The organism is Novosphingobium aureum (assembly GCF_015865035.1).
GTDB classification, from domain to species: domain Bacteria; phylum Pseudomonadota; class Alphaproteobacteria; order Sphingomonadales; family Sphingomonadaceae; genus Novosphingobium; species Novosphingobium aureum.
Map to the genome: position 1 here is coordinate 13,729 of NZ_JADZGI010000005.1, position 21,095 is coordinate 34,823.

The 21,095-nt window shown below is 66.9% G+C and carries 23 protein-coding genes; 8 read left to right on the forward strand and 15 right to left on the reverse strand.

The genetic code is table 11. The annotated features are described in order from the left end of the window. Nucleotides 1–3 precede the first annotated feature (3 nt). Together I5E68_RS20305 and I5E68_RS20310 are read left to right on the forward strand one after the other, a co-directional pair. Nucleotides 4–753: an alginate export family protein gene (locus I5E68_RS20305; RefSeq protein WP_267449913.1), complete on the forward strand. Its 750-nt coding sequence runs from the start codon at nucleotides 4–6 to the stop codon at nucleotides 751–753. Continuing rightward, nucleotides 698–1,555, forward strand: a complete 858-nt coding sequence (locus I5E68_RS20310; RefSeq protein ID WP_267449914.1) for an alginate export family protein — start codon at nucleotides 698–700, stop codon at nucleotides 1,553–1,555. Before I5E68_RS20305 ends, I5E68_RS20310 begins: the two co-directional genes overlap by 56 nt. 25 nt (nucleotides 1,556–1,580) lie before the next feature. Here I5E68_RS20310 and I5E68_RS18390 read toward each other — a convergent pair whose 3' ends face one another. Together I5E68_RS18390 and I5E68_RS18395 are read right to left on the reverse strand one after the other, a co-directional pair. Beyond that, on the reverse strand, nucleotides 1,581–1,862 hold the full coding sequence (locus I5E68_RS18390) for a hypothetical protein (protein WP_197166952.1): 282 nt from the start codon (nucleotides 1,860–1,862) through the stop codon (nucleotides 1,581–1,583). Beyond that, a complete protein-coding gene (locus tag I5E68_RS18395) occupies nucleotides 1,859–2,896 on the reverse strand; it encodes a class I SAM-dependent methyltransferase (RefSeq protein ID WP_197166954.1) in 1,038 nt (345 codons plus the stop codon). Before I5E68_RS18395 ends, I5E68_RS18390 begins: the two co-directional genes overlap by 4 nt. A 300-nt stretch (nucleotides 2,897–3,196) precedes the next feature. Here I5E68_RS18395 and I5E68_RS18400 point away from each other — a divergent pair, with 300 nt between their 5' ends. Both I5E68_RS18400 and I5E68_RS18405 read left to right on the forward strand, forming a co-directional pair. Then, nucleotides 3,197–4,252: an NADP-dependent oxidoreductase gene (locus tag I5E68_RS18400; protein WP_197166956.1), complete on the forward strand. Its 1,056-nt coding sequence runs from the start codon at nucleotides 3,197–3,199 to the stop codon at nucleotides 4,250–4,252. Beyond that, nucleotides 4,245–4,820: a nuclear transport factor 2 family protein gene (locus tag I5E68_RS18405; RefSeq protein ID WP_197166958.1), complete on the forward strand. Its 576-nt coding sequence runs from the start codon at nucleotides 4,245–4,247 to the stop codon at nucleotides 4,818–4,820. The genes I5E68_RS18400 and I5E68_RS18405 overlap by 8 nt, the downstream gene beginning before the upstream one ends. A gap of 66 nt (nucleotides 4,821–4,886) precedes the next feature. Here I5E68_RS18405 and I5E68_RS18410 read toward each other — a convergent pair whose 3' ends face one another. Continuing rightward, nucleotides 4,887–5,768, reverse strand: coding sequence for an OmpA family protein (locus I5E68_RS18410; RefSeq protein ID WP_197166960.1), 882 nt, complete (start codon nucleotides 5,766–5,768; stop codon nucleotides 4,887–4,889). A 634-nt stretch (nucleotides 5,769–6,402) separates the two neighbouring features. Between I5E68_RS18410 and I5E68_RS18415 the strand changes: the two genes are divergently transcribed. The 4 genes from I5E68_RS18415 (at nucleotide 6,403) to I5E68_RS18430 (ending at nucleotide 8,959) form a co-directional block, all read left to right on the forward strand. Next, nucleotides 6,403–7,347, forward strand: coding sequence for a LysR family transcriptional regulator (locus I5E68_RS18415; RefSeq protein ID WP_197166962.1), 945 nt, complete (start codon nucleotides 6,403–6,405; stop codon nucleotides 7,345–7,347). A gap of 79 nt (nucleotides 7,348–7,426) precedes the next feature. Beyond that, complete coding sequence (locus I5E68_RS18420) at nucleotides 7,427–7,960, forward strand: phosphoribosyltransferase (protein WP_197166964.1); 534 nt, start codon at nucleotides 7,427–7,429, stop codon at nucleotides 7,958–7,960. 46 nt (nucleotides 7,961–8,006) lie between these two features. Beyond that, a complete protein-coding gene (locus tag I5E68_RS18425) occupies nucleotides 8,007–8,585 on the forward strand; it encodes an LOG family protein (RefSeq protein WP_197166965.1) in 579 nt (192 codons plus the stop codon). Nucleotides 8,586–8,605: 20 nt separating this feature from the next. Then, nucleotides 8,606–8,959: a nuclear transport factor 2 family protein gene (locus I5E68_RS18430; protein WP_197166966.1), complete on the forward strand. Its 354-nt coding sequence runs from the start codon at nucleotides 8,606–8,608 to the stop codon at nucleotides 8,957–8,959. A gap of 10 nt (nucleotides 8,960–8,969) precedes the next feature. Here I5E68_RS18430 and I5E68_RS18435 read toward each other — a convergent pair whose 3' ends face one another. From I5E68_RS18435 to puuE, 12 genes are read right to left on the reverse strand one after another with little or no spacing between them, the layout of a single operon-like run. After that, nucleotides 8,970–9,488 carry a DUF4269 domain-containing protein gene (locus tag I5E68_RS18435; protein WP_197166967.1) on the reverse strand — a complete coding sequence of 173 codons (519 nt, stop codon included), beginning with the start codon at nucleotides 9,486–9,488 and terminating at the stop codon, nucleotides 8,970–8,972. Next, a complete protein-coding gene (locus I5E68_RS18440) occupies nucleotides 9,485–10,603 on the reverse strand; it encodes a nucleoside hydrolase (protein WP_197166968.1) in 1,119 nt (372 codons plus the stop codon). Before I5E68_RS18440 ends, I5E68_RS18435 begins: the two co-directional genes overlap by 4 nt. Further along, nucleotides 10,603–11,619, reverse strand: a complete 1,017-nt coding sequence (locus I5E68_RS18445) for an adenosine deaminase (RefSeq protein ID WP_197166969.1) — start codon at nucleotides 11,617–11,619, stop codon at nucleotides 10,603–10,605. The genes I5E68_RS18440 and I5E68_RS18445 overlap by 1 nt, the downstream gene beginning before the upstream one ends. Then, a complete protein-coding gene (gene guaD, locus I5E68_RS18450; RefSeq protein WP_197166970.1) occupies nucleotides 11,619–12,908 on the reverse strand; it encodes a guanine deaminase in 1,290 nt (429 codons plus the stop codon). Before guaD ends, I5E68_RS18445 begins: the two co-directional genes overlap by 1 nt. Next, nucleotides 12,905–13,822 (reverse strand): xanthine dehydrogenase accessory protein XdhC, encoded by a 918-nt coding sequence (gene xdhC / locus I5E68_RS18455; protein WP_197166971.1) that lies wholly within the window; start codon nucleotides 13,820–13,822, stop codon nucleotides 12,905–12,907. The genes guaD and xdhC overlap by 4 nt, the downstream gene beginning before the upstream one ends. Further along, on the reverse strand, nucleotides 13,819–16,149 hold the full coding sequence (gene xdhB, locus I5E68_RS18460) for a xanthine dehydrogenase molybdopterin binding subunit (protein ID WP_197166972.1): 2,331 nt from the start codon (nucleotides 16,147–16,149) through the stop codon (nucleotides 13,819–13,821). The genes xdhC and xdhB overlap by 4 nt, the downstream gene beginning before the upstream one ends. Continuing rightward, nucleotides 16,142–17,572 carry a xanthine dehydrogenase small subunit gene (gene xdhA / locus I5E68_RS18465; protein WP_197166973.1) on the reverse strand — a complete coding sequence of 477 codons (1,431 nt, stop codon included), beginning with the start codon at nucleotides 17,570–17,572 and terminating at the stop codon, nucleotides 16,142–16,144. Before xdhA ends, xdhB begins: the two co-directional genes overlap by 8 nt. 1 nt (nucleotide 17,573) lies before the next feature. After that, entirely contained in the window at nucleotides 17,574–17,906 is a 333-nt protein-coding gene (gene uraH / locus I5E68_RS18470; RefSeq protein ID WP_197166974.1) for a hydroxyisourate hydrolase, read from the reverse strand. Next, complete coding sequence (locus I5E68_RS18475; RefSeq protein WP_197166975.1) at nucleotides 17,903–19,360, reverse strand: FAD/NAD(P)-binding protein; 1,458 nt, start codon at nucleotides 19,358–19,360, stop codon at nucleotides 17,903–17,905. The genes uraH and I5E68_RS18475 overlap by 4 nt, the downstream gene beginning before the upstream one ends. After that, nucleotides 19,357–19,806 (reverse strand): 2-oxo-4-hydroxy-4-carboxy-5-ureidoimidazoline decarboxylase, encoded by a 450-nt coding sequence (gene uraD / locus I5E68_RS18480; protein WP_197166976.1) that lies wholly within the window; start codon nucleotides 19,804–19,806, stop codon nucleotides 19,357–19,359. The genes I5E68_RS18475 and uraD overlap by 4 nt, the downstream gene beginning before the upstream one ends. After that, complete coding sequence (gene hpxZ / locus I5E68_RS18485) at nucleotides 19,806–20,186, reverse strand: oxalurate catabolism protein HpxZ (RefSeq protein ID WP_197166977.1); 381 nt, start codon at nucleotides 20,184–20,186, stop codon at nucleotides 19,806–19,808. Before hpxZ ends, uraD begins: the two co-directional genes overlap by 1 nt. Beyond that, the gene (gene puuE, locus I5E68_RS18490; protein WP_197167033.1) at nucleotides 20,183–21,094 is read right to left on the reverse strand and encodes an allantoinase PuuE; all 912 of its coding nucleotides are present in this window, start codon (nucleotides 21,092–21,094) and stop codon (nucleotides 20,183–20,185) included. The genes hpxZ and puuE overlap by 4 nt, the downstream gene beginning before the upstream one ends. Between the last annotated feature and the right edge of the window lies 1 nt (nucleotide 21,095).

The following is a 21,095-nucleotide window of genomic DNA, read 5'->3' on the forward strand; positions in this document are numbered from 1 at the left end:
CTTATGATCGAATTCATGGCACCGCTGGTGCTTGCCGGCGCCCTCGCGCCTGCCGCCACCGCCCAGACCACCGACGCCGCCCAACCTGCCGCAGCTCAGTCCGGGCCGGTAGTGATGGACCCGCCGCCCCCGCCCGGCAGCGTCCCCGTCGTTCGCCCGATGCCGGTCCCGCAGGACAAGGCCTCCGCCGACACCACCCGCCTGCCGCAGGGCGCGCAGGCGCCGATCGTCACCTCTGACGGACGCGTCATTGCCGAGCCCGCGCCCGCGTTCCACCCGATCAACCACGAGGAGAACTACGCCTCGTTCCGGGATGTGCGCGATGCCAACGCCTGGACGCGGCTGAAGTACATCCCCCTCGCAGGGCCGGTCTATGCAACGCTGGGCGGCGAGCTGCGCCTGCGCGGCGAACTGCGGCCGGGTGAACGCTTCGGCCGCGGCCCGCAGGACGACGATGGCAACTTCCAGCTCCGCGCGCGCTTGTGGGGCGACCTGCACGTCGGAGAGACGCTGCGCGCCTTCGTCGACATCGAGCATGCAACGAGCAGCGGCCTCGATTCTGTCGAGGCCGTCATCGACGAGGGCCGCGCCGACTTCAATCAGGCCTTCATCGAGGCCAATGTACCCATTGGCGAAGCCAGGCTCACCGCGCGCGTGGGGCGCCAGGAAGTGGGGCTCGGCGGCTTCACCGTATTCGATGCGCGAGGGCGCGAATACCCGCCGCTCGCTCGATCTCGTGCGCATCATGGGTAAGGCCGGCAAGTGGGACGGCGGCTTCATGATCGGTCACCCCGTTGCCGAGGACAAGGGCAGCTTCAACGACGTGCGCAACCGCAACTACGATCTGTGGGGCATCCATGCCGGACGCGGGTTTGGCGAAGGCGCGCAGTCCTCGCGCGCCGAACTGATCTTCGTCGCCACCGACCAGGCCGGGCGCGCCTTCGATTCGACGACACCGACCCGCGAGGACCGGCGCACCCTCTCGCTGCGCTACGCGGCCATCGACAATGCCTGGAACTACTCGCTCGAAGGCATCCGCCAGTGGGGCGACTACGGCGCGCTCGACATCGATGCCTATTACGTGACCGGACAGGTCGCCTATACCTGGACCCACGGCTGGCGTCCGCAGCTCGGCCTGCGCGTCGATGTCGGGTCGGGCGACAAGGACCCCAACGACGGCAAGATCGGCACGTACGGCCCGCTCTTCCCGCGCCCGCTGACCTACAACGGCGATCTCGGCCCGCACAACCTGACCGTGCTCCAGCCTTCGATCGGCGTGAAGCCGATCAAGGGCATGGCGCTCAATGCCTCGGTCGCGGGACTGTGGCGCACCTCGAAGAACGACGGCGTCTACTCGCTCGGCGGGCAGGTGATCCGCTCGGGCGACGAAAGCGACCAGCGCTATTTCGCGACGCGTTTCTCGGTCTCGGGTCGCTATGCGCTCAACGACTTCACCACGCTGGGCTTCTACACCAATTACAGCGTGCTCTCGGAGAGCTTCGAGCCGGGCCGCGACCTGTTCTACGCGGCAAGCTACCTGACTTTCCGCTTCTGACCACGGCCATGCCCGGGGGTGGCCGCTAGTCGCCCTCGGTGCCCGCAAGGGCCGCGAGAATGCCCTCGACCAGCGCCTGCCCGCGCTGGTCGAGCCGCGCCTGCATCTGCGCATCGGGCTCGAAGCACTCGATCTCGCCGCCAATGTCGATGCCGTGGCGCTCGAGCAGCGCTTCCATGACCGCCATGCGGTCGCTGAGCACCCACAGCTCGCGGGTAAGCGCGAGCACCGCGCTCCCGACCCGCCCGACGTCGGCCTCGGCAAGCGTTTCGCGTATTGGATGGTTGAAGCGCGTCGGATCGCTCACTGCGGTTTCCTCCCCCTGACGACGTGCGGATAGATGCCCTCGGCAACGACATCTGCGAAGCCTGCCTCGCGTGCGACTCGCGCCAGATCGAGACTTGCAGACTCGCGCCAGTGCGGCTCGCCCCCCAGCCGCGCCCCGCGATCGGCACGCCAGACCGCCAGCTTGTCCATGTCGGCATAGCGCGTGACGTCGCTCATGATCATGTCGCCGCCGGGCTCGAGCAGACGGAAGGCCTCCGCGAACACTGCACGGATCACGTCTGCCGGTATCTCATGAAGCAATATGTACGAGGCAACGAGGTCAAAACTTTCGCTTTCGAACCCGGTATCCTCGGCCGGACGCTGGTAAAGCTGCCAGGCCCAGCCATGGGCGTTGGCCACACGCTCGGCATGTTCGAGGGCGCGCAGCGAGAGATCGACGCCGACGATCTCGGCATCCGGATAAGTCTCCTGCAAGGCCTCGGTAAAGTGCCCGGTCGAGGCGCCCATATCCAAGATACGGCGATAGTGCGCGCGCGGCGCCGAGGCAGCGAGCGCACGGCGCTGACGGAAGATCCCGCCCGGAAACAGGGCCTCGACCATGCGGCGGTGGACGATCTCGCCATGGATATAGCCTTGCATCGGATGGTCGTCCCAGCCACCCGCGGTGCGGTGGAAATTGACCCCGCGCCAATAATCGGGTGCGCTATCTCCCTGCGCGCGCGGGACGAGGCGCGCCGGCCCCTTGCTCTGCAGACGCTCGAGGACGGGCGCAAGATCGTCCTCGACCTCCGCGAAAGACTCGCGCGCGTAGAGCCCGTGCATGCGCGACTGCCATTCGCCGACAAGCTCGCTCACCCGCCAGGCTCCGGAAGGCGACAGCGCGCCCGCCACTTGCGCATCGCGTTGGTCGAGGTCCTCGGCCAGCGCCCCGGCCTCGGGCACCGCGCTCGCCAGGTCAGCCTCGACCTGCCCGCGCACTGCCTTCATGCCGCGCGTCAGATTGACGAGGAAATCGAGCGAAGCCCGCCCACGCTGGGCCGGTCGGAAAGTCATCGGGTTGTCCAAGCGCACTCTCTCCTCGGCTGCGCAGCCGCATCGGATCGCGGCAGGATCGAGGCTAACCGTGCACGAATGCAAGGTGCGAGCCGTATCCGCGCTGCATTCACCTGTCGGAATCGGGGCCCGGGGAGAGACGGCGCTAGCGAACAAGTTTCACGCGCTGCCCAACCTGTTGCAAGGGCCAGTTCCCCGCGCGCCCCGGTCACGCGATGGTCGGGCACAAACGAGACTCGGCCAGGCGCGCGTGCGCGCCGGTCCAAACGCGCCCGATGAGGCGCCGACCGGGAGAGACCAATGATCAACCGCCGCATCGTCCTCAATTCGCGTCCGACGGGAATTCCCGTCGAGGACAACTTCCGCATCGAGGAAGTGCCCGTACCCGAACTGGCTGACGGCGAGGTCCTGCTCGAGAACCGGGTCTTCGCGATCGATCCCGCGGTGCGCGGCATGCTCGATGACGTGAAGAGCTACATGCCGCCCGTGCCGATCGGCGGCCTTATCCCGACCATGGTGCTGGGCCGCGTGGTCAAGTCGCGAAACCCCGACTTCAAGGAAGGCGATTATGGCCGCGCCTTCATTGGCTGGGAGACCCATTCGGTCATCGCACCCGGCTCGGTCGGCTTCGAGAACGTGCGCGTGGCGCCCGACATGCCGCTCACCGCCTACATGGGCGCATGCGGTTGGTCGGGGATCACCGCCTATGTCGGGCTCAAGAAATACGGCGAGATGCGCAGCGGTGACGAGGTGCTGGTCAGTGCCGCGGCCGGCGCGGTCGGCTCGGTCGCCGGTCAGGTCGCGAAGCTTTCTGGCTGCCGCGTCGTCGGCACTGTAGGCAGTGCGGACAAGGCCCGCATCGTCACCGAGACACTCGGCTTCGACGCCGCCATCGACTACCGCGCCTGCGCCGACCTCGGCGCCGAGATCGACAGGCACTTCCCCGAGGGCATCGACCTCTACTTCGACAACGTCGGCGGCATCACGCTCGATACCGTCCTGCCACGCATGAAGGCTTTCGGGCGCATCCCGGTCTGCGGCATGATCGCCAATTACAACCACCAGAGCGATCCCTATCTCCTGCGCAACATCTGGCAGGTCCTCGTCAACCGCATCACCATGCGCGGCTTCCTCGCCTACGAGGCGGTCGACATGATCGAGGAAGCCGAACACGCCCTCGCCGACTGGATCCGCTCGGGCAAGCTGGTCGCCACCGAGAACGTCGCCACCGGTCTCGATGCGACGCCCGAGGCCTTCATCCGCCTGATGTCGGGCAAGACCAGCGGCAAGACGCTCGTGCGCCTCGACGACAAGGTCTCGACCCTCGCCGACTGGAAGGCACCGCAACATGCTTGAGCCGGGCCCGCGCACGCCGCCTGCCTCCGCCGCAGCCTTGCCCGGCACGAGCGATCCGGCCCAGACCGACGTGATCGCCGACCTTGTTGCGCGTGCGCGCATCACCGACCTGATCGCCGACTATGCGCAAGTCATCGACTGGCTCGACTGGGACCGGCTCGACAGCCTGTTCTGGCCCGAGGCGCAGTTCGACTTCGGCATGTTCAAGGGGGACTTCGGCGCCTATCGCGATTTCGTGAAGGCGCTCGAGGAGGGCTATTCCCGGCGCCTGCACATGTTCACCCTGCCCTCGATCAGGATCAGCGGTGAAGAGGCGCGCATCGACGTCGGCTGCGTGATCGTGTGCCGCACGGCAGAGCCCGCACCCGGCAGCGACGCCACCTTCTGGGGGCGCTACCTGCTCGGCGCGCAGCAGCGTGGCGGCGAATGGCGACTTTCCGAACTCACCTACGTGCTCAATCTGGGCGGCGTGAATCCGCGCGACGGCGACGACACCGGCGGCCCGATGAACCTGGGCGACGGTCTCTCGGTCGCACACCCATACGCAAAAAAGCTCTCGCTGCCCTGAGGGCAACGAGAGCAATTCGTCGAATGCCTGCGCAACGGGACGGGCCGCGCCCGTCCCTTCTCGCGATCAGAGCCCGTCGAGGCCCTTGCTGACGAGAATATTGACCGCGACGCGGCGGTTCTGCGCCTTGCCTTCCTCGGTCGTGTTGTCGGCCAGCGGATCGGCCTCGGCCATCCCGGTCGGCGTCAGCATGCGGTAGGGCTTCCAGCCGCAGGCCTGCTGCAGGTAGTTCACGACGCGGCTGGCGCGCTTCTCACTGAGCTCCTGGTTGAACTCCTGGCTACCGGTGGAGTCGGTATAGCCCACCACGAGGAGCAGTGCGTTGTCCATGTTTTCCGCCTGGCTGGCCGCGCTGCACAGGTCGGCCTTGCCCTGCTCGGAGAGCTTGTACTTGCCGGTGTCGAAGTTGACGTTGGTCGTGCCCTTGATGTTGTACTTGTCGATGTCGCCCATGCGACCGCGCAGCGCCTCGGTGGCCGCGGTCTGCTCGGCGAAGCCCTGGGCCGTGCCGTTGCGGATCATCGCCGCGGTCTTGAAGTCGTCGTTCTTGAACTTGATCTGGCTCGCTAGCAGGCCGCTGGGAGCCTGAAGCGTCTCGATCTTGACGGGAAGTCCGTTGAGCAGGGAGTCGTCGGCGCGCTCCTTGCTGGCAAGGCCCAGGAAGCCTCCCTTGCCGAGAATCTCGGTGTTTTCGCTGAAGCTCACGACCGTGCTGGTGCCGCTCTCGTCGGTGATCTGGATACGATTGCCGTCACGCGCGGAAATGATGCCCTCGACGTCAGGCCCCTTGGCCAGTTCGGACTCGTCGACAGGGCGCTCGCCATAGACGGTGGCGGAAACGTCCGCCGCAGGCAGTTCCTGCTGTTGCGCGGATACGCTGCTGGCCGCAGGCACGGCGAGCAGGCCTGCCAGAAGAAGTGCGCCGGGTTTGCTGGAAATGACCTTCATTACGATACTCCTACGTTCTGCATCAGCCGGCCCGGCCTGTTCGCGTCAACCGGTTGCATCCCGGCGTTCGCGCCCCTGTCGGCGGGCCCGACTGGTTGGACCCCATCATTCTATGCCTCCCCGCGGGACCGGTCCGGCGAGACCTGAAGCCAGTGCGAGAGGCAGCGTGGACCTGCTGGGTGTTCCGCGCATGCTTTCCGGTAAATGAACGCCACGATTTTCGCCGCTACTTGTGCGTGCACCCGAGTGCATTGTGCGACGAACCGTTTAAACTTGCACCATACAATGCCACGATACCGGCCACTTAGATATCCCAGGAGATACTGTAACATAATCAAGAATAGCCTAGCCAAGACTGGCCAAAAAAATCCATTACTTCACATTTGGGCAAATCTTTTACATCACTTCGCGGAACAATATAATCCAAAGAGCGTTCGATCGCCCGGATGAAATTGCAGTTAACCAATATTTTCAAGCACATTGGATCCGGCTGCCACGCGCATTGCGATCGAACCAAGACGTCTGCGCAGTGGTCTTCGCGGCGACAGAAACCCTCCTTGACGCATCTCTGAAAATCGCAATGATCCGGGAAACGGTGTTGCAAAATTGCGTGCACCTCGGGGACCACCGGATCATGCCTGCCTTCTCCCGCTTCCTGCGCTATTTCATGGCGGTCGGCCGCCTCGGATCGATCCGCAAGGCGGCGGACGAGCTCAACCTCTCGGCATCGGCAATCGACCGGCAGATCCTGAACGTCGAGGCGGAACTGGGCGTGCCCTTGTTCGAACGCCTGCCGACAGGTCTCAAGCTCACTGCGGCGGGCGAACTGATGATGGCCTCGGCCCATCACTGGGAACAGGGCATGGTCAATGTGCGCGCGCAGATCGAGGATCTGCGCGGGCTGAAGCTCGGCCATGTCGAGATCGCGGTGATCGATGCGCTCGCCAAGGGCTACGTCCCCGAGACGATCCACCGCATCCAGCAGCAGTATCCCGGTATCACCGTGGGCCTGCGCGTGCTCGACAACGACGCGGTGCGCGGGGCGATCGTGCGCGGCGAAGTGGACTGCGGGATCATGTTCGAACCGCAGACCTTTCGCGACCTCACCGTGCGCACCTTCGTCGAAGTGGTACTCGGCTTTATCACCCCGCCCGGCCACCCTTTCGGCTCACGCGAGGAGGCCCGCTTTTCCGCCTGCGTAGGCGAGCCGGTGATCGCACCGGCCGAACCGCTCGCGGTCGGCCAGCAGGTCGCCGTGCTCGAGGCAGCGACCAAGGTGCCGATCCGCCGCACGGTCACTTCGGACAACATCCAGATGATCGCTTCGATGGTGATGCAGGGCGCAGGAATCGGAATTCTCACCTCGCTCGATGTTATGACCGAGGTACAGCGCGGCCTCCTGCGCTTCACCCGCATCGCCGATCCGCTGCTGCGACCGATGACGCTGGCGATGTGCACCGCCAGCGCTCGCACGCCTTCGCATGCAGCGACCATGGTCCTGCGCGAGATCGAGAACGGCTTCGCCGCGCTCGACCATGCCCGCATCGACGACGCCCGACCGCAACCCGCTCTCGATTAGCCCCTTCCCGCAATTGTCCCGGGACCCGCCAGCTTGTACTTAAGGAACCCAACAATGCCCGCTTTCAGGAGTCGAACCCATGGGTGAATCCGTGGAGCCCCAGCTTCAGTACCTCGAATACTACGAGGATTTCCTCGCCAAGGTCCGGGTCCTGTCCGGCAAGATCGTAGCGGGTGACTGGATGCCCGACTTCGTCATCGGCGTAGGCCGCGGCGGTCTCGTCCCCGGCGTCTACGTCTCGCACCAGCTCGGCGTGCCGATGCTCTCGATCGACCACAGCGCCAAGGTTCCGGGCTTTGCCGACGACCTGCTCGCCAGGGTCGCGGCGATGAGCGCGGAAGGCAAGAAGCTGCTGTTCATCGACGACATCAACGACAGCGGCGGCACCATCGAATATATCCGCGCCCGGCTCGACGAGGGCGGCTGCAACCGCGAGACGACGCGCTTCGCCGTCGTCATCAACAACCTCAGCTCGCAGGCCGAGGTCGACCTGTGGGCCGAGACCATCGACCGCAAGGACGACAAGCGCTGGTTCGTCTTCCCCTGGGAAGCCGTCGCCACGCGCGAGAGCATCACCGAAGAGGCCCTTTCGGTCCCCGAACGGCTCGCCTGACACCCTCATCCCCCATTTCCCAGAACGCGAAAGAAGAAAACACTCCATGCGCATCTGTGTCTATCTCGGCTCCTCGCCGGGCCGCGATCCCATGTACCGCGAAACCGCCCACGAATTCGGCACCCTGCTCGCCAAGCGCGGCATCGGCCTCGTCTATGGCGGCGGTGAAGTCGGCCTCATGGGCGTGATCGCCGACGCCGTTTGCGCGGCGGGCGGCGAGGTCATCGGCGTGATCCCCGAGGCGCTGCGCGCGCGCGAGAAGGACCATCAGGGCATCACCGAGCTGCACGTCGTCAAGTCGATGCACGAGCGCAAGGCGCTCATGGCCAAGCTCTCCGACGGCTTCGTTACCCTGCCCGGCGGCATCGGCACCTTCGAGGAAATGTTCGAGGCCTGGTGCTGGTCGCAGCTGGGCTACCACGCCAAGCCGGTCGGACTGCTCAACGTCGGCAACTTCTACGAAGGCCTGATCCAGTTCATCGACAAGATCGTCGCCGAGGGCTTCCTGCAGGACCGCCACCGCGACATGCTGATCGTCGACAACAAGCCCGAGCGCCTGCTCGACCGGATCATCGAATTCATCCCGCCCCAGACCGAGCACTGGCTCCACGAGGGCGAGAACTGAGCAGGACAAGGACCGCCGCAATGCAACCACGCGAAGTTGTCGAGACCTGGGTCGAGCGCTTCAACGCGGGCGATGCGGCGGGCCTTGCCGCGCTCTATGCGCCTGACGCGGTCAACCACCAGGTCACTCAGGCCGCGGTCGAGGGCCGCCCTGCGATCCGCGCCATGTTCGAGGCCGAATTCGTCGCCGCGAACATGACCTGCATCGTGGAGGCGATCCACGAGGCGGGCGAAGTCGTGGCACTCGAATGGAGCGATCCGCTGGGCCTTCGCGGCTGCGGTTTCTTTACCGTGCGCGAGGGACTGATCGTGTTCCAGCGCGGCTACTGGGACAAGCTCTCGTTCCTGCGGATGCACGACCTGCCGATCGAGTAAGCGCCCATCCTCAGGCGAACCCGGCGCGGTCCAGCAGTGCCCGCAAGTCCACATCGTCGTGCGCTGCCAGCGCCAGCATGGCGCCATAGGGATCGCCGGAAAGACCGAGCACGCGCGCAAAGGCGGGTTCGGTCTTCGCGCCCTGCGCGCGCAGTGCCATGACCGCACCGCGCAAGCTTTCGCCGCCAAGCGCCAGGAGGCGCTGCTCGACCTCGAAATGCAGCCAGCCCGCCTGCTGCGCGACCGGCAAAGGTGCGGCGAATACCTCGACAGGCACGCTCTCTACCGTGAAGCAGGCAATCAGCGGGCGCGGATCGCGCCGCCACTGGTACATCGCGAAGCCCGGCCTCCAGCAATGCTGCGCCCACAAGCAACCCGTGACCTCCCCCGGATCGCGCGCATGGCACAAGAGGTCGACGTCGCTGCCCTCAAGCGCGAGGCCGAGCGGGAATGTCCCCGCAACGCGCACATCGAACCTGGCTAGCTGGTCGAGCAGGCCCGAGGCATCCAGCGCCTCGCGCCAGTTCACGGCCTCGCGGCGCTCTCGCGCGCCTTGCCCTGCGCCATCGTGCGCACCATCAGTGCCTCGAGCCGCGCCGGGTCGATTTCGAGCACGACCTGTGCGCGCTGCTCGCCAAGGCCCGGACGATAGGGTCCGTGCCAGCTGAGCATGTCGCCGTAGCTCGGCCCGAACTGGGTGTCGTAGTCGATGTAGAGTTCCTCGGCGCGTGTCACCATGCCCGGATCGAGCAGATAGCCCGCTACGATCTCGTCCCACATCGGAAAGCCGGGCTCCATGTCCGAGATGAAAGCGCCGACCTCGCGCGGAGCGGCCTTCGCCATGCGCTCCAGCAACGCGGCGCTGCGTTCGGTCGAGGTCGAGGGATCGACCGGGATCACCGTCAGCTTGCGCCAGGGGCTGTGCGAGACGATGCTCGCCGCCTCGGGATCGAAGCGTGCGTTGAATTCGCGGCGGGGCGTATTGACGAATTCGCGCGCGAACTGCGCCGCCGCCTCGCCTTCGCGCACCTGTCGTGGATTGAGGCTGCCGCCCATGTAGACCAGCTCGCCCACCAGCGAGGCGAACTGCGGATCGAGCCGCTGCGCCAGCGCGAGATTGGTGAGCGGGCCGCAGGCGACGATGGTGATCTCGCCGGGATGCTCGTGGACCATGCGGATGAGGTAGTTGGCCGCGATCTCGCCGCTGACCTTACCCTTGGGGTTGCCCCAGGGCACGTCGAGCGGATCGTGTGGCCCATGATGGACGGGCAGGCTCTGGCGGGTCGGTTCGACCCATTCCTTCATCCATGCCCCCTTCCAGACGAGCTTTCCGTAAAGCGCTTCCCAGCGCTCGGTCAGCGCCTCGGAATTGAGCAGCGGATAAGTCGCCCCCTGCGCCACCGGGACGTCCTCGCGGCGCGCGATCTCGAGGCCGCGCAGGACCATGCCCGCCGCCTGGTTGGCCCAGGCATTGCCCGAGACGGTGGTGATCCCGAGCACTTCGACATCGCTGCTCTCGAGCAGCATGAGGTGCATCAGCGCGAAGCCCTCGTCGTCGATGATGACCTTGCGCGGTGCGGCCTGCGCCAGCGATGCGCTCAGCAGCGCGAGGAGAACGAGGAGCCCGCGCAGCAAGGTGCGCATCAGGCTTGAGCCCCGACGTAAGCGTCGATCGCCGCCATGTGACGCGCGATCGCATCGGCGGGCAGGAACGAGCCTGTGAAGCTGTTGCGCGCGATCGTCACCAGATCGTCGCGTGTGAGGCCGCGTGCATCGGCGACCGCCCGGTAATTGTCGGCGATGTAGCCGCCGAAATAGGCCGGATCGTCCGAGTTCAGCGTCGCCTTGAGCCCGGCCTGCAACATGCGGTCGATCGGGTGCTGCGCGATGTCGTCGATCACGCAGAGCTTCAGGTTCGAGAGCGGGCAGACGGTCAGCGTCATGCCCATCTCGGCAAGCCTTTGCGTCAGCACCGGGTCCTCCAGCGCGCGGTTGCCGTGGTCGATTCGATCCGCCTCGATCAGGTCGAGCGCCTGATAGACGTATTCGGGCGGCCCTTCCTCCCCGGCATGGAGCGTGATCTTGAGGCCCTTCTCGCGTGCGGCAGCCAGAACCTGCGCGAACTTGACCGGGGGATGGCCAAGCTCGCTGGAATCAAGGCCCACCGCAGTGATCCTGTCGAGCCAGGGCTCGGCCATGGCCAGCGTCTCGAAAGCGGCCTCCTCGCTGAGGTGGCGCAGGAACGAGAGGATCAGCTGGCTGGTCATGCCATGCTTCGCCTCGGCCTCGGCCATGGCCGAGAGCAGTCCCTCGATCACCTCGGCGAAGGGGATGCCGCGGTCGGTGTGGGTCTGGGGGTCGAACATGATCTCGGCATGGACCACGCCATCTTGCGCCGCGCGCTCGAAATAGGCCATCGCCATGTCGTGGAAGTCCTGGCGGGTGCGCAGCACGTTCGCGCCAGCGTAGTAGATGTCGAGGAAGTCCTGCAGGCGGGTGAAGGCATAGGCCGCGCGCACGTCCTCGACGCTCTCGTAAGGAATTTCGACGCCATTGCGCTGCGCCAGCTCGAACATCAGTTCGGGCTCGAGGCTGCCCTCGATGTGCAGGTGCAGTTCGGCCTTGGGCAGGCCGGCGATGAAGCTGTCGAGATCGGTCATTACAAGGTCCTTTGCCAGGCGCTTTCACCCATCACGTAAGTGCGCGCCACGGAGCGGTCGTCGGCGAGAATCTGGAGGGCGAAGAGCCGTTCCGCAAGGCTCGCGCCCCGGGTCCGGCGTGCAAGGAGCGGCGTCGCGGCGCAGTCGAGCACGACGAAATCGGCCTCCTGCCCCACCTCCAGCGCGCCGACCTTGTCGGCGATACCGAGCAGGCGCGCGCTTCCGGCGGTCGCGAGATGGAGCGCGCGGAAGGGATCGAGCCGGTCCTCGCGCGCGAGCGCTGCCTGATAGGCGAGACCCGCCGTGTGCAGCATCGAGAAGGTCGTGCCCGCACCGATATCGGTGCCGAGCCCCAGCTTGAGCTTATGGCGATCCGCCTGCCCGAAGTCGAAATGCCCCGAGCCCAGGAACAGGTTCGAGCTCGGGCATACCGCGATCCCCGCGCCGCTCTCGGCAAGGCGCGCGCAGGACCGCTCGGACAAGTGGATGCCATGGGCGAAGACCGAGCGGTCGGTGACGAGGCCGAAGCGGTCGTAGACGTCGAGATAGTCCGCCGCCATCGGAAAGCGTTCGGCGACGGCGGCGCATTCGTGCACGTTCTCGGCCAGATGGGTGTGCATCAGCGCATCCGGGTGCGCGGCCAGAAATTGCCCTGCATCGGCCAGCTGCGCGTCACTCGAGGTCAGCGCGAAGCGAGGGGTCAGCGCGTAGCCCAGCCGCCCGCGCCCGCGCCAGCGGCGGATCAGCGCCTCGCTCTCGGCACGACCGCTCGCGGGCGTGTCGCGCAGCCCCTCGGGGCCAAGATCCATCAGCACCTTGCCCGAGATCAGGCGCATCCCGCGCGCGAGCGCCGCCTCGAACAGGGCGTCGACCGAGTGTTCGTGCACGGTCGGGAAGACCAGCGCACTCGTCGTGCCATTGCGCAGCAGTTCGGTGAAGAAGGCCTCGGAGAGCGCATCGGCATGGGCGCGCTCGACGAAGGCCTTCTCGGCAGGGAAGATGTGCCGGTCGAGCCAGTCGAGCAGCTGCTCGCCATGCGCGGCAATGCGGTCCATCTGCGGGTAGTGGACATGGGCATCGATGAAGCCGGGCACGACGACGCCGGGCAGCGTCTCGACCGGGACATCCGGGAAGCGCGGCGAGATTTCCTCGAAGGGGCCGCGCGCAATGACGATGCCTTTTTCGACGACGAGCATGCCGTCGGCCTCGTGGCGCACGGCAGCGGCGTCCTCGCGCGGGTCGGTGCCCACCGAAAGCAGTTCGCCGCGAAAGGCGCGCAAGCCGCTCATGCACCCCTCAGCTGCAAGAGCTGCGCAAGCACGGCGATGGCGATCACGTCGGGCTCCTTGCCCTTGACGCCCGGCACACCGATCGGCGCGGTGAGGCGCGCGAGGGCTTCGTCACCGATACCGTCCGCCTTCAGGCGCGAGCGGAACCGGGCGATCTTGGTCGAGGAGCCGATGAGACCGACGAAGGCCACCGGAACGCGCCCCAGCGCGGTCAGTGTCAGATGGTAGTCGAGCGGGTGGTCGTGCGTGAGGATGGCGATCGCCGCATCTGCAGGCGCCTCCTCGATGCAATGCGCAATGTCCTCGGGCGCGACCACGGTGACCCCATCGATGCCTTCGAGCTCGGGCCGCGTGTCGAACCAGGCCAGCTGCAGCGGCAACCCGGTCGCATGGCGCGCGATGGCCTGCCCGACATGGCCTGCGCCGAAGAGGTAGAACGGACGCGGGCGCTCGCCCACCGGCTCGATAATGCGCGTGCCCGCCCCGGGCCTTTCGCCGCGCGCGGACTGGCGGGTCGCGGTCTCGCGATCGTGAATACGGCGCGTGACCCGCTCTTCGCAGAGGCTGGTCTCGAGCATGCGGCCGACTTGCGCATCGTGCAGCCAGTCGAGGCCTTCAGGATCGAGATGCTCGATCAGCAGCCGCACCCGCCCGCCGCAGCATTGCCCGAGCAAGGGGCCGAGCGGGTAGTCCTGCACGCGCCATGTGCCCGGCGCGAGATCGAGCATCGCACGCGCCTGTTCGACAGCGCGGTACTCGAGCTGTCCGCCACCGATGGTGCCTTGCTGACCTTCAGCGCTCACCAACATGCGCGTGCCCGCGCCGCGCGGCGCGGAGCCTTCGGTCGCGAGCACCGATACCAGCGCGCAAGGCCCTTCCCCGCGCTGTCGCAGCCAGCCGATCCATTGCGTCATGCGACAAGCGCCCCCTCGCGGTGCGCGTTAATAGCCTTGAGCACGCGCTCGGGCGTCGCCGGCGCATCGAGCGGGGGAAGTTCGCGCCGTTCGGGGGCCACGGCGGCGACCGCGCGGGTCAGCGCCGAGAACACCGAGATCGCCAGCATGAACGGCGGCTCGCCCACAGCCTTGGAGCGGTTGATCGTCGGCTCGACGTTCTGTCCGTCCCACAGCGCGATCGAGAATCGTGCTGGCCGATCCGAGGCGGTCGGGATCTTGTAGGTCGCGGGGCTGTGCGTGAGCAGCCGCCCCTTGTCGTCCCAGACCAGCTCCTCGGTGGTCAGCCAGCCCTGACCCTGAATGAAACCGCCCTCGATCTGGCCCTTGTCGATCATCGGGTTGAGCGATGCGCCGACGTCATGGAGAATATCGACCGCCAGGACCTTGTGCTCGCCGGTGAGGGTATCCACCGCGACTTCGCTCACTGCAGCGCCATAGGCGAAGTAGTAGAACGGCCGGCCCTTGTGGGCCTCGCGGTCGTAGGCGATGTCGGGCGTCGCGTAGAAGCCGGTCGAACTGAGCGAGACGCGCCCGATGTGCGCGCGCCGGGCCACTTCGCCGAACGTCAGGCTGGCCGCTCCCGCCTGCACGCCTTCGGGCGTGAAGCGCACTTCCGCTTTGCGGCAACCATAAGTCCGGGCAAGGAAGCCGACGAGACGCGCGCGAATCCTGCTGGCAGCATCGAAAGCGGCCATGCCGTTGAGGTCCGCGCCCGAGCTTGCCGCCGTCGCCGAGGTATTGGGCACCTTGTCGGTGCGCGTCGCGGTGCAGCGCACGCTCTCGATGGGCACGGCGAAGACATCGGCAACCACTTGCGCGACCTTGATGTAGACGCCCTGCCCCATCTCGGTGCCGCCATGGTTCACCTGGATCGAACCATCGGCGTAGACGTGGATCAGCGCACCCGCCTGATTGAGATGGGTCGTCGTGAAACTGATCCCGAACTTGACCGGAGTAAGCGCGATGCCCTTCTTGATCACCGCGCTATCCGCATTGAACGCCGCGATCTTCGCTGCGCGCTCGTCGTAGCGCGAGGAGGTGCGCAAGTGCGCGATCATGTCCGGCGCGATGTTGTCGGCGACCTTCATCTCGTAAGGCGTCGTGTCGCGCCCCGGAGCATAGAGATTGGCGATACGCAGGTCGAGCGGCTCGCAGCCCAGATGCTGCGCGACATGATCCATGATCCGCTCGATCGCGAGCATGCCCTGCGGCCCGCCGAAGCCCCTGAACGCGGTCGCCGAGACGGTGTTGGTCTTCAGCCGCTCGGAAAGGATCTCGACGTCGGCTAGATAGTAGCAGTTGTCGGCATGGAACATCGCGCGGTCGTTGATCGCGGGGCTGAGATCGACCGTCGCCCCGCAAGGCGAGGAGAGCCCCAGCTTGAGCGCGAGGAGGCGCCCCGCATCGTCGAAGCCGACCTCGTAGGAGACCTCGAAGGGATGGCGCTTGCCGGTCGCGACCATGTCGTCGTCGCGGTCGAGCCGTAGCTTGGCCGGACGCCCGGTCTTCGCGGCGACGAGCGCGCTGGCCGCCGCGATCAGCGCGGCCTGCGTCTCCTTGCCGCCGAAGGCCCCGCCCATGCGGCGCACCTCGACCGTGACGTCGGCGCTGGTGAGGCCGAGCATGTGCGCGACGAGGTGCTGCACCTCGCTCGGGTGCTGGGTCGAACTGACGAGATGGACCTGTCCGTCCTCGCCCGGCGTCGCGACACAGACTTGCCCTTCGAGGTAGAAGTGGTCCTGTCCACCCATCTCGAAGCTGCCAGCGAGGCGTTGCGGTGCGCCCGCAAGTGCCTTGTCGGCATCTCCGCGCGCCATGCGCTGGGTCGGCTCGATCAGGCTCTGCGCAGCGCGGGCCTGCGCTGCCGTGACCAGCGCGGAGCGCGGCTCATAGGTGATCTCGCCGAGACGCGCGGCCCTGCGCGCGGCGTCGCGGCTCGTCGCGGCAACGAGGAACACCGGCTGGCCATGGCTGATGACCTCGCCATCGGCGAGCAGGCGATCGTCGTGCGCGACGGGTGAGACGTCGTTGGCGCAAGGAATGTCGGCAGCGGTGTAGACCGCAACCACACCCGGCGCCGCACGCACCGCCGCGAGGTCCATCGCGGTGATCGCCGCATGCGCCTCGCTCGCCATGCCGAAAGCGAGATGGAGCATGTCGCCGGGCTCGGCGAGGTCGTCGGCATAGCGCGCACTGCCGGTCACGTGGAGGTGCGCGCTTTCGTGCGGGTGCGAAGGCTTCTCGACGACCTGTGCGGCGGTGAAGGCGGGATCGCGCTCAGCCATCGATGCTCTCCAGATCGAGAACCGAGACTGCCTTGCCCTGTTCGCGCAGATACAGGCGCACGAGCAGGTTGGCCGCGACTTCGAGCCGGTAGCCGGCCGATCCGCGCACGTCGCTCAAAGGGCTGAAATCATCCGCCAGTGCCTTGCCCGCCGCGACCATGGTTTCCATCGCGAACGGCTTGCCCACGAGCGCGGCCTCGCATGCCGAAGCCCGGCGCGGGGTAGCCGCCATGCCGCCGAATGCCACGCGCGCGCCAGTTACGATGCCCTGCTCCAGCGTCAGCACAAAGGCGCCGCAGACGGCCGAGATGTCGCTGTCGAAGCGGCGCGAGAGTTTGCTCATCGCGATCACCGCATCCCCGGCAGGGCGCGGGATCGTTACCGTCTCGACGAATTCACCGGGGCGCAGGTCCTGCTTGCCGTAGTCGACGAAGAAGTCCTCGAGCGCGATGGTGCGCCTGCCCGATGCGCTGCGCAGAGTGAGCTCGGCACCCAGCGCGATCAGCGCGGGCGGTCCGTCACCGATCGGCGAACCATTGGCGATGTTGCCGCCGATGGTTCCGGCATTGCGCACCTGCAGCGCCGCGAAGCGCCGCCAGAGTTCGCCGAGATCGGGGTGCAGCCGCGCAAGCAGCGGATGCGCGTCGGCATGACGCACGTTGGCGCCAAGCACCAGTGCCTCCTCGGTCTCTTCGATCACGTCGAGCCCGGCAACGCCGCCGATGAAGATCACCGTGGCGAGTTCACGCAAGCCCTTAGTCACCCACAGGCCGACATCGGTAGCACCCGCGACGAGGGTCGCCTGGGGATATATCTCCAGCAGCGCGCAAAGCTCGTCGATGCTGCGCGGCACGAACCAGCGCCGCCCCTGCCACTCGCCCGAGGCGCCCTCGCTAGCGATCTTTGCCAGGGCCTCGACCAGCGCGCCATCATCCTGTTCGAGCCGCGCGACCTGCTCGCCTGCCTCGAGGATCGGGCCGTAGCCGGTGCAGCGGCACAAGTTGCCCGCGACCACGTCGGCAAGCGGCAAGTCACTGCCGCAAGCGCCGATCGCACGGCCATGCAGCGACATGACAAAGCCGGGGGTGCAGAACCCGCATTGCGACGAGCCATTGGCCGCCATGCAGGCCTGCAACGCATTGGGCTCGCCCGCCGTCGAGAGACTCTCGACAGTCATGAGCGCCTTGCCGTGGAGCATCGGCAGGAACTGAATGCAGGCGTTGAGCGCCCGCCACGCGACCCTTGCCCCGTCAGCCGAAAGCTCGCCAACCAGCACCGTGCAGGCCCCGCAGTCGCCTTCTGCGCAGCCTTCCTTGGTGCCGGTGCGCTGGCACGCATAGCGCAAGTAGTCGAGCACCGAGCCGGTGGGGTCGAGCCGGTCGAGATCGACCCGCTCGCCATCGAGAAGAAACGAAATGGCCATGTCAGCTGCCCCGGTAGGTCGAATAGGCATAGGGCGAGACGAGCAGCGGCACGTGGTAGTGCGCCGCGATATCGGCGATGCCGAAGTCGATCTGCACCACGTCGAGGAACGGCGGCTCAGGCAGGTGGACGCCGCGCGCGCGGAAGTAGTCGGCCACGGCGAAGCGCAGGTGATAGGCGCCCGAGGGGGCGCGGGGCAGTTCGGGGCAGCGCCCGTCGGCATTGGTGGTGCCTTCAAAGAGCACCGTGCCCCCCTCGGCGATCAGCGAGATCGAGACGCCCGCTGCCGGGCAGCCGTGCATGGTGTCGAGCACGTGGGTCGAAAGCGTGTTCATGCCGCTTCCCCTGCACCGCTCGCCGTCTCGGGAAGCGGCCACTCGCCGAGGAATTCAGGCACGTCGTATTCGAGGAATTCGGCGACGAGCACGTCCTTGTCGTCGAGGAACAGCTGGTCCGCGATCCCGCGTAGCAGGCGCGGCAGCGCGAGATTCAGCCCCGAAAGCGCCGAGGCGGAAAGGCCAAGGCTAAGCAGCGCCGAATAGTTGAAGGCGAACAGGCCGTGTAGCGGGGCTGCGTCGGCTCCCTCGCGGGCGAGAAACTCGAAGGCCTCGCCGAGATAGGGGTGCGCGTCGATGAGCGCGTTGCGCTTGCCCTTCGGCGTGACCCGGTCACCCCAGCGCGCGATCAGCGGCGCAACGTCGCAAAGTTCGGGACGCAGCCCCGGATCGCTGACGAGCCCGGTCGAGATCACCACGAAATCGAAGTCGTGATGCCCGTGCGGGGTGGTGACGCGCACCAGCCCGTCATGCTCGGCAACGTCGAGCCAGGGCGCGCCGAGGTGCAGGCGAAAGCCCGGCCAGGCGGCGGCGCGCTCGAAAGTGTCGTTGGTCGGCGGCTGGTTGTGGCCGAGGAAGCAGTCCATCGCCGCGTACTTGGTTACATCGTCGAGCGCGGGGTAGCGCGCGGCAAAACCGACCTGCTCCATGAAGCGGATGGGATTGATGCGCGGCAGCTGCTTGCGCCGGATGAAGACCTCGGCCGCCTCGACACCCTGCGTCAACGCGAAGTTGGCATTGTCGAAGGCCGATGCCCCACCGCCCAGGATACCGATGCGCTTGCCGTGCAGCTTCGCGAAATCGATCGGCTCGCTGGTATGCGCCCAGAGCGACTTTGGCAGGTTGTCCGAGACCATCGCCGGCGTATGCCACTCGCCCCCGCCCTGGATGCCCGTCGCCAGCACCACCTTGCGCGCATGTTCCACCGCGCCATCGACAAAGTGCAGGCGGTGCAAGCCTTCGCCGGGCAGCGGCTCGATGCGGGTGAGACGCGCCTCGTTGACCACGGGCAGGTCGAGGACGCGGCGATACCAGCGCAGGTAATCCATCCAGTCGCCGCGCGCGATCTTGTCGAGCCGCTCCCAGCCTTGCGCACCGTGCTGCGCTTCCCACCAGGCCTGGAAAGTCAGCGAGGGAATGCCGAAGTCGATCGGGGTCAGCGTCTTGGGCGTGCGCAAGGTGACCATGCGCGCATAGGTTTCCCAAGGCCCCTCGTAGCCGGCCGGGTTCTCGTCGAAGACCATGACGTTGCCAACGCCTTCGCGGCGCAGGCCGAAGGCGGCGGCGAGACCACACTGGCCACCGCCGATCACCGCCACGTCGAGCACGCTCTCGCCCGCGAAGTGGCGCTCGCGCACCCATTGTGGGCGGTTGAAACCGACAAGCGCGATCTCGCGCGCGAGGCGCTCTTCGAGGGCCTTGAGGCTGGCGGGGCTGGCGGCGGTTTCGCTCATGACATGTCTTCCAGTCGCAGGCGCACGATCTCACCGATCTGGTCGATGGCTGTGGCGATCTCGCTGGCGCGGTCGTTGGCAAGGCGTGCGCGCATGGCGGCAAGGATACCTGCCTTGTCGGTCAGGCGCACGCAGATGATGAAGGGAAAGCCGAAGCGCTCGCGATAGGCCGCGTTGAGCGCATGGAACGCCTCGTATTCTTCTGGAGTGAGCCGGTCGAGTCCGGCGCTCGCCTGCTCGGCGCTGCTGGCATCCGTAAGCGTGCGGTCGATCGCCGCCTTGCCCGCGAGTTCGGGGTGCGCGCGGATCAGCGCGAGCTGTTCGGCCTCGCTGGCCGCATGGACCACCGCCATCAGGTCGGCATGGCGATCCCCGCTCGAGGGCGCGGCATCGGCGCGCGCCTCGACCCAGGGGCTGTGCTCGAAGAGGGCGGCGGGCGTTGCCATCAGTGGGTGTTTCCCTCTAGGCTGACATGCGCCGAGACGACCTTCCAGCCATCGGGGAAACGCACCCAGCTCTGTGTCTGGCGGCCACGGCGCTCGGAGCCCTCGCGGAAGAATTCGGCATCGGCCGTGGCGAAGGCATCACCATATGTCACGATCGAGACCCGGCCGAGCTTGCGCTGTGGCGAGCCGCCGCGTCCCTTGCGAAACGCGCGGATCTCCTCGATGCCGTAAAGCACCTCGCCAACGCCGTAGCGATTGGTCGTCTCGGCCTCGTGAAACAGCTTGTCCATCGCGGCGATGTCGTCCTCCATCAGCGCGCGTTCGTACTCGTTGAACGCAGCGGTCACTTCGGCGAGGAGTTCGGGATCGTTGATTGTCATGCAGCGTCTCCGGGGCAAGGGTACTGGGCGATCCAGTGGCGGGCGATGTCGCAGCGGCGCGCGACCCAGGCCTCGCCGCTGGCGGTGACATGGTCGAGGAAGCGGGCGAGCCAGCGCGCGCGACCCGGCTTTCCGGCGATGCGCGCGTGCAGCCCCACCGACATCATGCGTCCGCCCTCCTCGACGAGCTGGTCGAAGGTGTCGCGCATGTGCCGAAAGAACTGCTCGCCTTCGGTGAAGCCGTTGAGCGCGACGATCTTCATGTCGTTGACGTCGAGCGTGTAGGGCACGACGAGCTGCGCGCGCCCCTCGCGCAAGTGCGCATGGGTCTTGTCCCAATAGGGCACGTCGTCGGCGTAGCTGTCGGCATCGTAGAGGAAACCGCCCTCCTCGGCCACCAGCCGCGCGGTATTGGGCGAGGTGCGCCCCTGATACCAGCCGAGCGGGCGGCTGCCGGTCAGCTTCTCGTGCAGCGCCACGGCCTCTGCGATATGGGCGCGCTCGACCGCCTCATCGACGTACTGGTAGTCGATCCAGCGCAGGCCGTGGCTGGCGATCTCCCAGTCAGCCGCGCGCATGGCCGCGACCGCCTCGGGGTTCATCTCCATGGCCTTCGCCACGCCGAACACCGTGACCGGCAGCCCACGCGCGGTAAAGAGGCGGTGCAGCCGCCAGAAGCCTGCGCGGCTGCCGTATTCGTAGAGGCTCTCCATCGCCATGGCGCGGTCGGGGTGGCTTGCCGCGCCGACCATTTCGGAGAGAAACGCCTCGGAGCCCTTGTCGCCGTTGAGGACCGAGTTCTCCGCGCCCTCCTCGTAATTGATCACGAACTGCACCGCGACGCGCGCACCGCCGGGCCAGTTGGCGGCAGGCGGCGTGGCGCCGTAGCCGGTGAGATCGCGCGCCATG

Excerpts from the sequence above, each read along its gene's own strand:
- I5E68_RS18415 (WP_197166962.1), top strand. The coding sequence starts at position 6,403 with ATGCCTGCCTTCTCCCGCTTCCTGCGCTATTTCATGGCGGTCGGCCGC.
- I5E68_RS18395 (WP_197166954.1), bottom strand. The coding sequence starts at position 2,896 with ATGACTTTCCGACCGGCCCAGCGTGGGCGGGCTTCGCTCGATTTCCTC.
- xdhA (WP_197166973.1), bottom strand. The coding sequence starts at position 17,572 with ATGGCCATTTCGTTTCTTCTCGATGGCGAGCGGGTCGATCTCGACCGG.
- I5E68_RS18420 (WP_197166964.1), top strand. The coding sequence starts at position 7,427 with ATGGGTGAATCCGTGGAGCCCCAGCTTCAGTACCTCGAATACTACGAG.
- I5E68_RS20310 (WP_267449914.1), top strand. The coding sequence starts at position 698 with ATGCGCGAGGGCGCGAATACCCGCCGCTCGCTCGATCTCGTGCGCATC.
- uraH (WP_197166974.1), bottom strand. The coding sequence starts at position 17,906 with ATGAACACGCTTTCGACCCACGTGCTCGACACCATGCACGGCTGCCCG.
- I5E68_RS18430 (WP_197166966.1), top strand. The coding sequence starts at position 8,606 with ATGCAACCACGCGAAGTTGTCGAGACCTGGGTCGAGCGCTTCAACGCG.
- I5E68_RS18445 (WP_197166969.1), bottom strand. The coding sequence starts at position 11,619 with ATGACCGATCTCGACAGCTTCATCGCCGGCCTGCCCAAGGCCGAACTG.
- I5E68_RS18405 (WP_197166958.1), top strand. The coding sequence starts at position 4,245 with ATGCTTGAGCCGGGCCCGCGCACGCCGCCTGCCTCCGCCGCAGCCTTG.
- I5E68_RS18400 (WP_197166956.1), top strand. The coding sequence starts at position 3,197 with ATGATCAACCGCCGCATCGTCCTCAATTCGCGTCCGACGGGAATTCCC.
- hpxZ (WP_197166977.1), bottom strand. The coding sequence starts at position 20,186 with ATGACAATCAACGATCCCGAACTCCTCGCCGAAGTGACCGCTGCGTTC.
- I5E68_RS18425 (WP_197166965.1), top strand. The coding sequence starts at position 8,007 with ATGCGCATCTGTGTCTATCTCGGCTCCTCGCCGGGCCGCGATCCCATG.
- puuE (WP_197167033.1), bottom strand. The coding sequence starts at position 21,094 with ATGGCGCGCGATCTCACCGGCTACGGCGCCACGCCGCCTGCCGCCAAC.
- I5E68_RS18475 (WP_197166975.1), bottom strand. The coding sequence starts at position 19,360 with ATGAGCGAAACCGCCGCCAGCCCCGCCAGCCTCAAGGCCCTCGAAGAG.
- xdhB (WP_197166972.1), bottom strand. The coding sequence starts at position 16,149 with ATGGCTGAGCGCGATCCCGCCTTCACCGCCGCACAGGTCGTCGAGAAG.
- uraD (WP_197166976.1), bottom strand. The coding sequence starts at position 19,806 with ATGGCAACGCCCGCCGCCCTCTTCGAGCACAGCCCCTGGGTCGAGGCG.
- I5E68_RS18410 (WP_197166960.1), bottom strand. The coding sequence starts at position 5,768 with ATGAAGGTCATTTCCAGCAAACCCGGCGCACTTCTTCTGGCAGGCCTG.
- I5E68_RS20305 (WP_267449913.1), top strand. The coding sequence starts at position 4 with ATGATCGAATTCATGGCACCGCTGGTGCTTGCCGGCGCCCTCGCGCCT.
- I5E68_RS18440 (WP_197166968.1), bottom strand. The coding sequence starts at position 10,603 with ATGCGCACCTTGCTGCGCGGGCTCCTCGTTCTCCTCGCGCTGCTGAGC.
- xdhC (WP_197166971.1), bottom strand. The coding sequence starts at position 13,822 with ATGACGCAATGGATCGGCTGGCTGCGACAGCGCGGGGAAGGGCCTTGC.
- guaD (WP_197166970.1), bottom strand. The coding sequence starts at position 12,908 with ATGAGCGGCTTGCGCGCCTTTCGCGGCGAACTGCTTTCGGTGGGCACC.